Origin of the sequence: Streptomyces sp. SP18CS02 (assembly GCF_036322365.1) — a bacterium.
Classification (GTDB): domain Bacteria; phylum Actinomycetota; class Actinomycetes; order Streptomycetales; family Streptomycetaceae; genus Streptomyces.
Genome location: NZ_JAQYXC010000254.1, coordinates 60022 through 74536, shown reverse-complemented (window position 1 = coordinate 74536; position 14515 = coordinate 60022). Strand labels below are relative to the sequence as shown.

Here is a 14515-nt window from a genome sequence, read left to right as displayed (position 1 = left end):
CGCGGATCTTGCCTGATCGACAGGACACCCCCTTGGTTCCGGCTTTCCGCCAGGCCCGCCAGGCCCGCCAGGCTGTTCTCAGCCCACGACGGTCCAGGTGTCGTTCCCGGCGAGCAGCGCTCCCAGGTCGCCCTTGCCGTGCCGCTCGACGGCCGCGTCCAGCTGCTCGGACATCTGGACGTCGTAGACCGGCCGCTCGACGCTGCGGAACACCCCGATGGGCGTGTTGTGGAGCGTGTCGGCGTCGGCGAGCCGGGAGAGCGCGAACGCCGTCGTGGGGCTGGTGTTGTGCGCGTCGTGGACGAGGACCTGTGCCTCGTTCTCCGGGGTGACCGGGACGACCTTCAGATCGCCCGTCGCCGCGTCCCGGACGACGCCCTTGGACCGCTCGCGACCGAAACGGATCGGCTGACCGTGTTCCAGCCGGATCACCGCGTCCTCGGCCTGCTCCTTGTCCTTCAGCGCGTCGAAGGCGCCGTCGTTGAAGATGTTGCAGTTCTGGTAGATCTCCACCAGGGCCGTGCCCGGGTGGTCGGCCGCCGCCCGCAGCACCTCCGTGAGGTGCTTGCGGTCCGAGTCGACGGTACGGGCCACGAACGAGGCCTCCGCGCCGATGGCCAGGGACACCGGGTTGAACGGGGCGTCCAGCGAGCCCATCGGCGTCGACTTGGTGATCTTGCCGACTTCGGAGGTGGGCGAGTACTGCCCCTTGGTCAGGCCGTAGATCCGGTTGTTGAACAGCAGGATCTTGAGGTTCACATTGCGGCGCAGGGCGTGGATCAGGTGGTTTCCGCCGATCGACAGCGCGTCGCCGTCCCCGGTGACGACCCAGACGCTCAGGTCGCGGCGGGAGGAGGCGAGCCCGGTCGCGATCGCGGGCGCGCGGCCGTGGATGGAGTGCATCCCGTACGTGTTCATGTAGTACGGGAAGCGGGAGGAGCAGCCGATGCCGGAGACGAAGACGATGTTCTCCTTCGCCAGGCCGAGCTCGGGCATGAAGCCCTGCACGGCGGCGAGGATCGCGTAGTCACCGCAACCGGGGCACCAGCGCACCTCCTGATCGGACTTGAAGTCCTTCATGGACTGCTTGGCCTCGGCCTTGGGCACCAGTGTGAGCGTTTCATTCGCCTTGGGCATCGATGGCCTCCTTGAGCGCCGTGGCAAGCTGCTCAGCCTTGAACGGCATGCCGTTCACCTGGTTGTAGCTGTGCGCGTCGACCAGGTACTTCGCCCGGATCAGGGTGGCGAGCTGGCCGAGGTTCATCTCCGGGACGACCACCCTGTCGTAGCGCCCCAGGACCTCGCCGAGGTTCTTCGGGAACGGGTTGAGGTGGCGCAGATGGGCCTGCGCGATGGACTCGCCGGCCGCCCGCAGCCGCCGCACGGCGGCGGTGATCGGGCCGTACGTCGAGCCCCAGCCGAGCACCAGGGTGCGCGCGCCGTCCGGGTCGTCGGTCACCAGGTCGGGGACCTCGATGCCGTCGACCTTCGCCTGGCGCGTGCGGACCATCAGGTCGTGGTTGGCCGGGTCGTAGGAGATGTTGCCCGTGCCGTCCTGCTTCTCGATGCCGCCGATGCGGTGCTCCAGGCCGGGCGTGCCGGGGACGGCCCACGGGCGGGCCAGCGTCAGCGGATCGCGCTTGTACGGCCAGAACACCTCCGTCCCGTCCGCCAGCTCGTGGTTGGGGCCGGTCGCGAACCGGACGGTGAGGTCCGGCAACTCGGCGACGTCCGGGATCCGCCACGGCTCGGAGCCGTTGGCGAGGTAGCCGTCGGAGAGCAGGAAGACCGGCGTGCGGTACGTGAGCGCGATGCGCGCCGCGTCCAGGGCCGCGTCGAAGCAGTCCGCCGGGGTTCTCGGCGCCACGACCGGCACCGGGGCCTCGCCGTTGCGCCCGTACATCGCCTGGAGCAGGTCGGCCTGCTCGGTCTTGGTGGGCAGACCCGTCGAAGGGCCGCCGCGCTGGATGTCGATGATCAGGAGCGGCAGCTCCAGCGACACCGCGAGGCCGATCGTCTCGGACTTCAGCGCGACGCCGGGGCCGGACGTGGTGGTCACCGCGAGGGACCCGCCGAACGCGGCACCGAGGGCGGCGCCGATACCGGCGATCTCGTCCTCCGCCTGGAAGGTCCGTACGCCGAAGTTCTTGTGCTTCGACAGCTCGTGCAGGATGTCGCTGGCCGGCGTGATCGGGTAGGAGCCCAGGTACAGCGGCAGGTCCGCCTGCTGGGCGGCGGCGACCAGGCCGTAGGAGAGGGCCAGGTTCCCGGAGATGTTGCGGTACGTGCCGGTCGGGAAGGCGTGGGTGGCGGGCGCGACCTCGTAGGAGACCGCGAAGTCCTCGGTCGTCTCGCCGAAGTTCCAGCCGGCCCGGAAGGCCGCCACGTTCGCCTCGGCGATCTGCGGCTTCTTCGCGAACTTCTGCCGCAGGAACGTCTCGGTGCCCTCGGTCGGCCGGTGGTACATCCACGACAGCAGGCCCAGCGCGAACATGTTCTTCGAACGCTCGGCCTCCTTGCGGGGGAGACCGAAGTCCTTGAGCGCCTCGATGGTGAGGGTCGTCAGGGGAACGGGGTGGACACGGTAGCCGTCGAGCGACCCGTCCTCCAGGGGGGACGTGTGGTACCCGACCTTGGCCATCGCGCGCTTGGCGAACTCGTCCGTGTTGACGATCACCTCGCTGCCGCGCGGCACGTCGCCGATGTTCGCCTTGAGTGCGGCCGGGTTCATGGCGACCAGGACGTTCGGCGCGTCGCCCGGCGTGAGGATGTCGTGGTCGGCGAAGTGCAGCTGGAACGAGGAGACACCCGGCAGGGTGCCTGCGGGCGCCCGGATCTCGGCGGGGAAGTTCGGCAGCGTCGACAGGTCGTTGCCGAAGGACGCCGTCTCCGACGTGAACCGGTCACCCGTCAGCTGCATACCGTCGCCCGAGTCACCCGCGAAGCGGATGATCACCCGGTCAAGACGGTGGACTTCCTTCTCGACCCCGCGCGCGACCGGCGCGCCGCGCTGTTCCCCGACGAGGGCCTCATCGGCCTCGTCGACCTCGCCCGTCTGCTCCGCCGGGCTACTGACCTGGCTGGTCACTGAACTGGACCTCCCTCGAGGCAAGGGGTCTCCCCGCCGTCGGCGGGAGGACTTCTCAGGAGACGGCCGGACGACCGGTCGCCCCACAGCCCACCCTACGTCCGTAAGGGTCGCCTTCCCTGGAACGCTCATATGGTGGACGTCTTTTTGAGACGCCTATTCGTCCTGAATCATCACGCTTTGCCGCCCCCTATGTCCCCTCCGGACGACTCTCCCCTCTCATCCTTTGGTCCCCGGTCCCCCCGGCATATGCATCAGCGATTCAGTCGAGCGGGCGGCCCGGAGGATCCGTTCACCCGTCCGGGGGGCCGTCCGGGGGGCCATGCGGCCCCCGGACTCTCGTCGGTCTCAGGTGTTGAGGTACGTCAGCACCGCGAGGACCCGTCGGTGATCACCGTCGCTCGGTGACAGCCCCAGCTTCATGAAGATGTTGCTCACGTGCTTCTCCACCGCGCCGTCGCTCACCACGAGCTGCCGCGCGATCGCCGAGTTGGTCCGCCCCTCCGCCATCAGACCGAGGACCTCCCGCTCGCGGGGCGTCAGACCCGCCAGTACGTCCTGCTTGCGGCTCCTGCCGAGCAGCTGGGCCACCACCTCCGGGTCCAGCGCGGTGCCGCCCCGGGCCACCCGGACCACCGCGTCCACGAACTCGCGCACCTCGGCGACGCGGTCCTTCAGCAGATAGCCGACCCCACGGCTGCTCCCGGCCAGCAGCTCGGTGGCGTACCGCTCCTCGACGTACTGCGAAAGGACCAGCACCCCGATGTCCGGGTACTCCTTGCGCAGCTGCACCGCCGCCCGCACCCCCTCGTCGGTGTGCGTCGGCGGCATGCGTACGTCCGCCACCACCACGTCCGGCAGCTCCCCCTGACCGGCGAGGTCACCCACCGTCTTGACCAGCGCCTCACCGTCCCCGACACCCGCGACCACGTCGTGCCCCCGGTCGGTCAGCAGCCGGGTCAGGCCCTCCCGAAGCAGAACGGAATCCTCGGCGATGACCACCCGCACCCTGTCCTCCACGACCCTGTAGCCCCCACACCTCGACAGCTGGTGGCGCGCCCGGCGCGCCCGAGTCCCCAGCATCCCAGCATCGGCGCCGGGGAGAAGCACCTTGGCGCCTTCCGGCCTCGGCCGAGGGGGTACCCGGGGGCCCTGGGGGGACAGGAGGCGGGGAGGGGGGAACGAAGAGCGGGAGCGGGGAAGGGGGGAACGGGGAACGGAAACGGGGAACGGAAACGGGGAACGGGAAGGGCGAGCGGGGCCGGGCCGGGGGAGCGGGAAGCGGGGGCCGGCCGGGGTGGTTCAGCCGCGCCAGGGCAGTTCGGCGGTGACCGTCGTCGGCCCCCCGGCCGGCGAGTTGACGGCGAGGATCCCGTCCACCGCCTCCAGCCGCTCGCTCAGCCCGGCGAGTCCGCTGCCCCCGCCGATGTCCGCGCCGCCCCGGCCGTCGTCCCCGACCTGGAGCATCAGCCGGTCCTGCACCCGCCACACGTCGACGGTGGCCCGGGTCGCCCGGGAGTGCTTGGAGACGTTCTGGAGGAGCTCGCAGACGGTGAAGTAGGCGATGCCCTCGATGGCGGCGGCGGGCCGGGAGGGCAGATCCACCTCGACCGTGACCGGGACGGTGCAGCGGGAGGCGACGGCGGACAGGGCGGCGTCCAGGCCCCGGTCGGTCAGTACGGCCGGGTGGATGCCGCGCGCCAGGTCCCGCAGCTCCCGCAGCGCGGTCTTCACCTCGCCGTGCGCCTCGTCGACCATGATCGACGCTGCTCGGGGGTCCTCGGCCATCTTCTCCTTGGCCAGCCCCAGGTCCATGGCGAGGGCGACGAGCCGGGCCTGTGCCCCGTCGTGCAGATCGCGTTCGATGCGGCGCAGGTCGGCGGCGGCGGTGTCGACCACCACACCCCGGTCCGACTCCAGCTCCGAGACGCGCACCGCGAGCCGCGACGGCCCCAGCAGACCGGTCACCATCAGCCGGTCCACGGCTGCCAGCGCCCGGATCACCCAGGGCGCGACGAGGACGAGGGCCAGACCGACCGCGCTGGTCACCCCCATCTCGAAGGACGAGTCCAGGAAGAAGCCGCGCGTCCCGTCGCCGTACAGCTGGAGCCCGTCCACGCCCGCGTACACCGGGAACACCCACCGCCACAGCGGATACGTCAGCAGCGACCAGCCGGTGACCCACAGGACCGTCGCGACGGTGAAGGCGAAGACCGCCCACGGCATGTGCAGCACCGAGTAGAGGAAGTGCCGCCAGGACACCCCGCTCTTCAGCACGCCACCGACCCACGCCATCAGCCCGCCGCCCGGCCTGCCCCGCGCGGGGGCCGGGTCGTCGACCTCCGCGTGCAGCAGGCCACGCGCCCGCGCCCGCTCGACCTGGCCGAACCCGCGGCACATCGCGAGGCCGGCGGCCAGCACGGGGATGCCCAGGAAGGTGACGAGCAGCCCGGCGCCCAGCGAGACCATCGTGAGGGCGAGGGCGAAATAGGCCACGCTCAGCGGCAGGCTGAGCAGCAGATAGCCGAACTCGCGCCAGGTGCGGGCCTCGAAGGGCGCGCGCAGCGCCGCGGGGAGCCGGTGGTGCCGGGTGTCCGGTCCGTATGCCATGGGCATCGCAGTCGTCCGTTTCTGCTCGTTGCCGCGGGTCCGTGCCGCGCGCCGGGTGATGTCCCAAGACTGGTGGAGCGGGCGGCTGCGGACCATGGAGCCGGTATCCGTCCCGGGCGGGGGTTATCCCTACCGTGCGGGGCGGGTCGCGCCCCGGGGGCGCCAGGGCAGCTCGGCGGTGACCGTGGTCGGACCGCCGGCCGGGGACTCCAGCACGAACAGCCCGTCGACCGCGCCCAGCCGCTCGGCCAGCCCGGCCATGCCGGTGCCGCCGTCCAGCCGGGCCCCGCCGCGGCCGTCGTCGCGGACCTGGAGCATCAGACGGTCGCCCGCCCGCCACACCTCGACCGACGCGGTACGCGCCCGGGAGTGCTTGGAGACGTTCTGGAGGAGCTCGGAGACGGTGAAGTAGGCGATGCCCTCGATCGCCTCCGCCGGGCGTTCGGGCAGGTCGACGGTGACCCTGACCGGGACGGTGCAGCGGGAGGCGATGGCGGACAGGGCGGCGTCCAGGCCCCGGTCGGTCAGTACGGCCGGGTGGATGCCGCGCGCCAGGTCCCGCAGTTCCTGGAGCGCCAGCTTCACCTCGCCGTGCGCCTCCTCGACCATCGTGGCGGCCGCCTCCGGGTCCTCCAGGAGCTTCTCCTTCGCGAGTCCCAGCCCCATGGCGAGGGCGACGAGCCGGGCCTGTGCTCCGTCGTGCAGATCGCGTTCGATGCGGCGCAGGTCGGCGGCGGCGGTGTCGACCACCACACCCCGGTCCGACTCCAGCTCGGCGATCCGCCGCTCCAGCTCGTCGGAGGGGGAGAGCAGACCGCGCACCATCGCCCGGTCGGCGTTGCCCAGACCACGCGCAACGAAGGGGAGCAGCGGCCACAGGACGATCAGGCTCACCAGGGTGAGGACGAACGTCAGGACGCCCCACGGCAGCCGGACGAACTGGTACAGCATCGTCCGCCAGGCCACCGGGTCCTTCAGCCCCGCCCACAGCCACGCGAAGAAACCCCGGCCCGGCGGGCCGGGAAGGCGGCTCGGCTCGTCCACGCGCACGCCCAGCAGCGCGCGGGCCCGGGCCCGCTCCATCCTGCCCAGGACCCGCGCCCCGGAGAGGCCGAGGACCAGCAGCGGCAGCCCGACGACCGTGACGGACAGCCCCACGCCGACGGCGAGGACGAACACCACGTAGACGAACTCGAACAGCGTTACCGGCAGGTTGCACAGGAGGTGGGCGACCTCCTTCCAGACGTACCGGTCGAAGCTGATCCGGGCGGGCGGCGGCCGCCCGTCGTCCCCCGCGTCGCCGGGCCCACCCGTGTCGCTGGGCCCGCCCCGCGGGCCGTGCGCGCTGTGGCCGGCTCGCGCGCCGCGTGAGCCGCGTGAGCCGCGTGAGCTGCGTGAGCCGCGTGAGGCTCGTATGCCGGGCGAGGGGTTCCGGACGTTTTCGGGGTGTGTGGGGTGCCCGGTGTCGGAGCTGCTCGTGCTGCCTGTGCTGCTCGTGCTGCCTGTGTCGTGGGAGTTGCCAGATGTGCTTGTGCGATGCGATTGACCCGAGTTATGGGTGTTTTCCGGGGTGTTCGTGCCCTCGGGGGTGTGGCTGCGCGCGGTCATACCGCTCAGCCTGCCCGGGGCGGACCGGCCGGCGCCATGGGGTGCGTGGGTGGGGAGAAGTAGGGATAACCCCACCGGGAGTGCGGCACGGCTGACTACCTGTGCTGGGTCACCCCCTAGACTCCCGTGCGTACAGATCGCCGAAACGGCGCCGCGCAGGCAGGAGAGCGAGGGACACGGACGTGCCGGAACCGACCGTACCGACCGTACTCGCCGTCGACCCGGTCGACACCGTCGGCTACTTCGAGAGCTATTCGGTCGTCGGGCTGCTCGCCCTGATCGGTGTGCTCTTCGTGGCGGTGGCCTTCGGGGCGGGGCGGCTGCTGAGGCCCGTCGTGCCGACGCCGGAGAAGCTGCTCACGTACGAGTGCGGTGTCGACCCCGTCGGAGAGGGCTGGGCCCACACGCAGGTCCGCTACTACGTCTACGCTTTTCTGTACGTCATCTTCGCGGTCGACTCGATCTTCCTCTTCCCGTGGGCGACCGTCTTCGCCGCACCCGGCTACGGCGCCACGACGCTGGTCGAGATGTTCATCTTCCTCGGCTTCCTCGCCGTGGGGCTGCTCTACGCGTACAAGAAGGGCGTCCTGACATGGACGTGACCCCCGCCCCCGCCTCCACTCCCGTGGACCTTCCCGAACCGAAGCGGCTGGGCGTACTGTCCCGGCTCGCGCCCGAGCCGATGAAGGTGGTCCTGAACTGGGGCCGCCGCTACAGCCTCTGGGTCTTCAACTTCGGGCTCGCCTGCTGCGCCATCGAGTTCATCGCCGCCTCCATGGCCCGGCACGACTTCATCCGGCTCGGTGTGATCCCCTTCGCGCCCGGTCCCCGTCAGGCGGACCTGATGGTCGTGTCCGGAACGGTCACGGACAAGATGGCGCCCGCGGTGAAGCGCCTGTACGAGCAGATGCCGGAGCCCAAGTACGTCATCTCCTTCGGCGCCTGCTCCAACTGTGGCGGCCCGTACTGGGACTCGTACTCCGTGACCAAGGGCGTCGACCAGATCATCCCGGTCGACGTCTACGTGCCCGGCTGCCCGCCCCGCCCGGAGGCGCTGCTCCAGGGCATCCTCAAGCTCCAGGAGAAGATCGCCCGGGAGTCGCTGGGCGAGCGGTACGGCCACGCCCGCCCCTCGTCCACCACCGGCCAGCTGAGCAGCGGCCTGGTGCCCCCGCCGGCCCCGGGAGGCTCGGCGTGAACGCGTACGACACCCTCCCCGACGCGGTCGCCGAGATCTTCGGCGAGGAGTCCACGGCGGAGCGGGCCTACGACCTGCTGACGGTCGACGTCCCGGCCGGCGACTGGATCGCCGCCCTGGAGGTCGCCCGCTCCACGCTGGGCTGCACCTACTTCGACTGGCTGAGCGCGGTCGACGAACCGGGCACGGGCTTCCGGGTCTGCGCCCATGTCGTCGCGCTGGAGGGCGGCAAGGTCCGCCGGCTCCTGCTGCGCACCACCGTGCCGCACGCCGCGCCCGTCCTGCCGACGGCCGTGGGGATCTACGCGGGCGCGGGCTGGCACGAGCGCGAGACGCACGAGATGTTCGGCGTCACCTTCACCGACCACCCGCACCTGGTGCCGCTGCTGCTGCCCGAGGGCTTCGAGGGACACCCGCTGCGCAAGGACTTCGTGCTGGCGGCCCGCGTCGCCAAGGCGTGGCCCGGAGCGAAGGAGCCGGGGGAGCCGGCGGCGGGCGCCGGTCACGGCGGCCCCAAGCGACGCCAGATGCTGCCACCGGGGGTTCCCGACCCGAACGAATGGGGCCCGCTGAAGGGCCAGCTCCCCCCGGCCCCCGCCCGCCCCGCCCGCGCCGCGGCCGCCGGCGACCGCCCGCCCCGCCGCACCCGCACCACCACCGAGGGCTCCGCGAGTCAGACCGCTGACGCGCCGGCGACGACGGGTGCGCCGGCGGGTACCGGCACGACCGGCACGGGTGCTCCGGTGCGGCGGTCGCGTTCGGCGTCGGAGGGCTCTGCCAGTCAGGCCGCTGATACGGGTGCGGGCGCGGGTGCTCCGGCGCGCCGGTCGCGCAGCGCGAGTTCCGGCTCGGCGAGCCGGCGCGCCGAGAACGCTGACACGTCGGACACGACGGCGGCCGCGATGGACACGACGGCCACGACCCCGCCCGCGTCACCGCGTCCGGCGGCTCCACGCACCCGCAGCGCGGACGCTCCCTGGAACAACCCGCGTCCGGCCTTCGACCCGGCCGCGCCCGAGAGCACCGAGGACAACGAGCGCGCCGAGGACAATGAGCGCGCCGAGAGCTCCAAGGCCGCACAGCCACCTCAGCCCCCGGTGACCCCAGAAGCCCCAAAGGCTCGGGAGGCAGCCGAGCCCCCAGCGGCCCCCGGGCCCCCAGCGGCCCCCGGGCCCCCAGCGGCCCCCGGGCCCCCGGCACCTCCGGCGGCCCCAGAAGCGCCGACGGCCCCAGAAGCGACTGAGCCCCCAAAGGCTCCGGCGCCCCCCGAGTCCCCGGCGCCCCCCGAGTCCCCGGCGGCCCCCGAGTCCCCCGCGCCCGCGGGCCCCTCCTCCGACCCCGGCCCGGCCGCACCCGGTCCCGGCCCCGCGTCCGAGGCCGCTGCCCCGGAGGACGACGGGGGACGGCCCGGGACCGATGACGACAGTGACCGACGACGCCCCGAAGGAGACGCGTGAACGACGTACTCGACACCGCCCTCCGCCTGGTCGTCGTCTTCGCCGTGTTCCTGGTCCTCCCCCTGGTGATCGGTCAGACCGAGCACAAGGTGATGGCCCATATGCAGGGACGCCTCGGCCCCATGTACGCCGGCGGCTTCCACGGCTGGGCCCAGCTCGTCGCCGACGGCGTGAAGTTCGCGCAGAAGGAGGACGTGGTCCCGGCCGACGCCGATCGCCGCGTCTTCCAGCTCGCTCCCGCCGTCGCCCTCCTGCCTTACCTCCTCGTGCTCGTCGCCATCCCGGTCGGGCCGAGCGAGAGCGCCGTCGGGCAGGTCGTCGACGCGGGCATCTTCTTCGTGCTCGCCGTCATGGGCATCGGCGTGCTCGGGTCGCTGATGGCGGGTTGGGCCTCGGCCAACAAGTTCAGCCTCCTCGGCGGCCTGCGGACCGCCGCACAGCTCCTCGCGTACGAGCTGCCCATGCTGCTCGCCGCCGCCTCCGTCGCGATGGCCGCCGGCACCGTCTCCCTCCCGGGCATCCTCAACGCCTTCGAGTGGTGGTGGCTTCCCTGGCAGATCGTCGGCGCCCTGGTGTTCTTCGTCGCGGGACTCGCCGAGCTCCAGCGCCCGCCGTTCGACATGCCCGTCGCCGACTCCGAGATCATCTTCGGCGCCTACACCGAGTACACCGGTCTGCGCTTCGCGCTGTTCCTGCTCGCCGAGTACGCGGGCATCGTCGTCCTGTGCGGGCTGACCACCGTCCTCTTCCTGGGGGGCTGGCACGGACCCTTCGGCGCCGAGGGGCTCGGCTGGGTGTGGACCCTGCTGAAGACCGCCGTGCTCGCCTTCATCGTCATCTGGCTGCGCGTGACCTATCCGCGACTGCGTGAGGACCAGCTGCAGAAGCTCGCCTGGACCACGCTCGTCCCGCTCGCTCTCGGCCAGATCGCCCTCACCGGCGTCGTCAAGGTGGTGATGTAGTCATGGCTCCGATCCCTGGATCCGGCCTTGCCAAGGGGTTGGCCGTCACCCTGCGCACGATGACGAAGAAGACCGTCACCGCGCAGTACCCGGACGTCCAGCCCGAGCTCCCGCCCCGCACGAGGGGCGTGATCGGTCTGTTCGAGGAGAACTGCACGGTCTGCATGCTGTGTGCCCGGGAGTGCCCCGACTGGTGCATCTACATCGACTCCCACAAGGAGACGGTGCCCGCCGCCGCCCCGGGCGGACGCGAGCGCAGCCGCAACGTGCTCGACCGGTTCGCCATCGACTTCGCGCTCTGCATGTACTGCGGTATCTGCATCGAGGTCTGTCCCTTCGACGCGCTGTTCTGGTCGCCGGAGTTCGAGTACGCGGAGACGGACATCCACGAACTCACCCACGAGCGGGACAAGCTCCGCGAGTGGATGTGGACGGTCCCCGAACCGCCCGCCCTGGACCCCGGCGCGGAGGAGCCCAAGGAGATCGCCGCGGCCCGCAAGACCGCCGAGAAGCTCGCGGCCGCCCAGGCCGAGGCGACCCGGCCGGAGACGCCCGAGGCCCCGGCGACCAAGCCCGCCGGCCCCACGGGCCCCGCCGGCCCCACCCGTGCGATCGGCTCCGGCGCCCCGGCCTCCGGCCCGGAGGCACAGCCGCCGGCCGAGGGAGGCACCGCATGACGCTCGCCGCCGCGAACGCCCACGGTTTCCTCTCACCCACCGGCATCGAGATCGCCTTCCTGCTCGTCGGCATCGCCACCCTCGGCGCCGCCCTCGTCACGGTCACCACCCGGCAGCTGGTGCACGCCGCGCTCTGGCTGGTGGTGACGCTCGGCGGGCTCGCCGTCGAGTACCTGCTGCTCACGGCCGAGTTCATCGCCTGGGTCCAGGTCCTGATCTACGTCGGTTCCGTCGTCGTCCTCCTGCTCTTCGGCCTGATGCTCACCAGGGCCCCCATCGGCCGCTCGCCCGACGCCGACTCGGGCAACCGGCCCGCCGCCCTCGTCGTCGCCATCGCCTCCGCGGTCGCCCTCGTCTGGGTGGTCGTCGACGCCTTCCGCACCACCTGGATCGACCTGGACGGCCCGGCCCAGGGCTCCACCAAGGTGACCGGCGAGATGCTCTTCCGGCACTGGGTGCTGCCCTTCGAAGGGCTCTCCGTCCTTCTCCTCGCCGCGCTCGTCGGCGCGATCGTCCTGTCCCGCAAGGACAACGAGGGGAAGAACTGATGCACCTCGCCTATCCCGCGGTACTCGCCGTCCTCCTCTTCAGCGTCGGGCTGTACGGGGTGCTCGCCCGCCGCAACGCGATCCTGGTCCTGATGTCCGTCGAGCTCATGCTCAACGCCGTCAACCTCAATCTGGTCGCCTTCGACGTCTGGCTCCGCGACACCCTGCACGCCGGCCAGGCCCTCACCCTCTTCGTCATCGCCATCGCCGCCGCCGAGATCGGCATCGGCCTGGCGATCGTCCTGATGGTCCACCGCAACCGCGGCACCTCGGACATCGACAAGCTCCGCGACACCGCCGAGAAGCCGGACCCCGACGAGCAGGCCCTTGAGCAGGCCGACGAGAAGGCCGAGGCCACCGCGTGACCACCACCACCCTCGCCGTCCTCGTCCCCCTCCTTCCCTTCCTCGGCGCCGCCGCCGGCCTGCTGCTCGGCCGGACCGCCCCCGGCTTCGTACGCCCGCTGGCCCTCCTGCCGACGCTCGGCGCGTCGGTGCTCGCCGTCGTCGTCGCCGTCCGCCAGGGCGGCGGCAAGGCGATCGACGCCGCGACCCAGCTCACGCCCACCGGTTCCGTCCCCATCGATCTCGCCCTGCACGTGGACGGCTTCGCGGCCCTCACCGCCGTACTCGTCGGCCTGGTCGCGTCCTGCGTGCAGATCTACTCGACGGGCTACCTCCGCGACGACCCGCGCTACCCCTCGTACGCCGCGCTCGTCTCCCTCTTCACCTCCGCGATGCTGCTCGTCGTCTACTCGGGCGACCTGATGGTGCTCCTGGTCGGCTGGGAGATCATGGGCATCTGCTCGTACTTCCTCGTCGGCCACTACTGGGAGACCCCGGAGGCGCGGGCCGCCTCCCTCAAGGCGTTCCTGGTCACCAAGCTCGGTGACGTGCCCTTCCTGATCGGACTGTTCGCGCTGGCGGCCGACGCGGGCACCTTCCGGATCACAGGGATCCTCGGCGCCGTCGCGGCCGGCGGCATCGACCACCCCACCCTGGTGGCGCTGCTGCTCCTGGCCGGCGTCGCGGGCAAGTCGGCCCAGTTCCCGCTGCACACCTGGCTGCCCGACGCGATGGCCGGCCCGACGCCGGTCTCGGCGCTGATCCACGCCGCGACGATGGTCGCCGCCGGTATCTACTTCGTGGCCCGGCTCCTTCCCGTCTTCGCCGCCTCCGCGGCCGCCATGACCGTGCTCGCCGTGATGGCCGCGATCACCATGGTCGGCTCGGCGCTGGCCGCGCTCGCCCAGGACGACATCAAGCGGGTCCTCGCCTACTCGACCATCGGCCAGCTCGGCTACATGTCGGGCGCCCTGGCCGTCGGCGACCGTGGTGCCGCCGTCTTCCACCTCCTGTCCCACGGCGCCTTCAAGGCACTGCTGTTCCTCGCCGCCGGCGTGATCATCCACGCCGCCGGCACGAACTCGCTCGCCGCCATGTCGCGCATGCGCGGCCTGGCCAAGCGCATCCCCGACGCCTACTGGACGATGACGGTCGCACTGCTCGCGCTCGCCGCCATCCCGCCCTTCGCCGGCTTCTTCTCCAAGGAAGCCGTCCTCGTGGCCGCCGAGCACACCGCCCTCGGCGACGGGGAGGTCTCCCCGGCCGGCGCCGGCTGGCTCGTCCTCGTCTCCGGCCTGCTCACCGCCCTCCTCACCGCCGCCTACGCCATGCGCCTGTGGCTGCTCGCCTTCCGGGGCAGGGGCGTCGAGGCGCCCGACCACGGCAAGGAGCCCGTGGCCATGAACGCCGTGCTGTGGGTGCTCGCCCTCCCCTCCCTGGCCTTCGGCGTCACCGTCGGACAGCTCGAAGGCTGGTTCGACGGCCGCTCCCTCACCCCGACCGTCACCACCGCGGTCCTGGGCACCGGCATCGCCCTCGTCGGCGGCCTGGTCACCTACGGCGCATGGCGGCACACCACCGCGCTCGCGGCCCGCGTCCCGATCGGCGCCGTGGCCGCCCACCCCGAGGCCGAGCCCGCCGTGTCCGAGGCCGAGGCGATCGCGGCCCACATCCCCGTCTACGGCGACATCGCGGCCGCCCCCGACCCCGCCGACCCCGGACGCCTGCTGCTCGGTCCCCTGCACCGCCACGCCGCGGCCGGTTTTCACCTCGACGCCCTCTACTCCGCCCTGTTCGTACGCCCCGTCGCGGCGGCGGCCTCACTGGTCCGCTTCCTCGACCGCGAGGTCGTCGACACGTATGTACGCGGTGCGGGCACCGGCACGAACCTGCTGGGACGGGCCGTCCGGCTCGCCCAGACCGGCAACGTGCAGACCTACCTCAGCGCCCTGCTCGCCGGCTCCGTCGTCCTGGCGATCGCCGCCGTACTCGTCGCCGCCGGAGCGTGAGCCGTGATCGATAT

General features: G+C 71.9%; 13 protein-coding genes. 8 read left to right on the top strand and 5 right to left on the bottom strand.

What is annotated here, in order from left to right:
• Positions 1-78 precede the first annotated feature (78 nt).
• From PUR26_RS04670 to PUR26_RS04650, 5 genes are all read right to left on the bottom strand, one after another.
• Entirely contained in the window at positions 79-1137 is a 1059-nt protein-coding gene (locus PUR26_RS04670; RefSeq protein WP_329869480.1) for a 2-oxoacid:ferredoxin oxidoreductase subunit beta, read from the bottom strand.
• Positions 1121-3088: a 2-oxoacid:acceptor oxidoreductase subunit alpha gene (locus PUR26_RS04665; protein ID WP_329869478.1), complete on the bottom strand. Its 1968-nt coding sequence runs from the start codon at positions 3086-3088 to the stop codon at positions 1121-1123. The genes PUR26_RS04670 and PUR26_RS04665 overlap by 17 nt, the downstream gene beginning before the upstream one ends.
• Before the next feature lie 348 nt (positions 3089-3436).
• Positions 3437-4096 (bottom strand): response regulator transcription factor, encoded by a 660-nt coding sequence (locus tag PUR26_RS04660; protein WP_329869632.1) that lies wholly within the window; start codon positions 4094-4096, stop codon positions 3437-3439.
• A gap of 294 nt (positions 4097-4390) precedes the next feature.
• A complete protein-coding gene (locus PUR26_RS04655) occupies positions 4391-5704 on the bottom strand; it encodes a sensor histidine kinase (RefSeq protein ID WP_329869475.1) in 1314 nt (437 codons plus the stop codon).
• 123 nt (positions 5705-5827) lie between these two features.
• The gene (locus PUR26_RS04650; RefSeq protein ID WP_329869630.1) at positions 5828-6961 is read right to left on the bottom strand and encodes a sensor histidine kinase; all 1134 of its coding nucleotides are present in this window, start codon (positions 6959-6961) and stop codon (positions 5828-5830) included.
• Positions 6962-7488: 527 nt separating this feature from the next.
• On the opposite strand from PUR26_RS04650, the gene PUR26_RS04645 reads away from it, so the two are divergent.
• From PUR26_RS04645 to PUR26_RS04610, 8 genes are read left to right on the top strand one after another with little or no spacing between them, the layout of a single operon-like run.
• The gene (locus PUR26_RS04645; RefSeq protein ID WP_329869474.1) at positions 7489-7908 is read left to right on the top strand and encodes an NADH-quinone oxidoreductase subunit A; all 420 of its coding nucleotides are present in this window, start codon (positions 7489-7491) and stop codon (positions 7906-7908) included.
• Positions 7899-8504, top strand: coding sequence for an NADH-quinone oxidoreductase subunit B (locus PUR26_RS04640; protein ID WP_329869472.1), 606 nt, complete (start codon positions 7899-7901; stop codon positions 8502-8504). Before PUR26_RS04645 ends, PUR26_RS04640 begins: the two co-directional genes overlap by 10 nt.
• Complete coding sequence (locus PUR26_RS04635) at positions 8501-9961, top strand: NADH-quinone oxidoreductase subunit C (RefSeq protein ID WP_329869470.1); 1461 nt, start codon at positions 8501-8503, stop codon at positions 9959-9961. The genes PUR26_RS04640 and PUR26_RS04635 overlap by 4 nt, the downstream gene beginning before the upstream one ends.
• The gene (locus tag PUR26_RS04630) at positions 9958-10923 is read left to right on the top strand and encodes a complex I subunit 1/NuoH family protein (protein WP_329869467.1); all 966 of its coding nucleotides are present in this window, start codon (positions 9958-9960) and stop codon (positions 10921-10923) included. The genes PUR26_RS04635 and PUR26_RS04630 overlap by 4 nt, the downstream gene beginning before the upstream one ends.
• A 2-nt stretch (positions 10924-10925) precedes the next feature.
• Positions 10926-11600, top strand: coding sequence for a NuoI/complex I 23 kDa subunit family protein (locus tag PUR26_RS04625; protein WP_329869466.1), 675 nt, complete (start codon positions 10926-10928; stop codon positions 11598-11600).
• Positions 11597-12148: an NADH-quinone oxidoreductase subunit J family protein gene (locus PUR26_RS04620; RefSeq protein WP_329869464.1), complete on the top strand. Its 552-nt coding sequence runs from the start codon at positions 11597-11599 to the stop codon at positions 12146-12148. The genes PUR26_RS04625 and PUR26_RS04620 overlap by 4 nt, the downstream gene beginning before the upstream one ends.
• On the top strand, positions 12148-12513 hold the full coding sequence (nuoK, locus tag PUR26_RS04615; protein WP_329869462.1) for an NADH-quinone oxidoreductase subunit NuoK: 366 nt from the start codon (positions 12148-12150) through the stop codon (positions 12511-12513). Before PUR26_RS04620 ends, nuoK begins: the two co-directional genes overlap by 1 nt.
• On the top strand, positions 12510-14501 hold the full coding sequence (locus tag PUR26_RS04610) for an NADH-quinone oxidoreductase subunit 5 family protein (protein ID WP_329869461.1): 1992 nt from the start codon (positions 12510-12512) through the stop codon (positions 14499-14501). The genes nuoK and PUR26_RS04610 overlap by 4 nt, the downstream gene beginning before the upstream one ends.
• Positions 14502-14515: the final 14 nt, after the last annotated feature.

Coding starts and splice junctions, on each gene's coding strand:
- PUR26_RS04625 (WP_329869466.1), top strand. CDS start 10,926: ATGGCTCCGATCCCTGGATCCGGCCTTGCCAAGGGGTTGGCCGTCACC.
- PUR26_RS04655 (WP_329869475.1), bottom strand. CDS start 5,704: ATGCCCATGGCATACGGACCGGACACCCGGCACCACCGGCTCCCCGCG.
- PUR26_RS04620 (WP_329869464.1), top strand. CDS start 11,597: ATGACGCTCGCCGCCGCGAACGCCCACGGTTTCCTCTCACCCACCGGC.
- PUR26_RS04640 (WP_329869472.1), top strand. CDS start 7,899: ATGGACGTGACCCCCGCCCCCGCCTCCACTCCCGTGGACCTTCCCGAA.
- PUR26_RS04670 (WP_329869480.1), bottom strand. CDS start 1,137: ATGCCCAAGGCGAATGAAACGCTCACACTGGTGCCCAAGGCCGAGGCC.
- nuoK (WP_329869462.1), top strand. CDS start 12,148: ATGCACCTCGCCTATCCCGCGGTACTCGCCGTCCTCCTCTTCAGCGTC.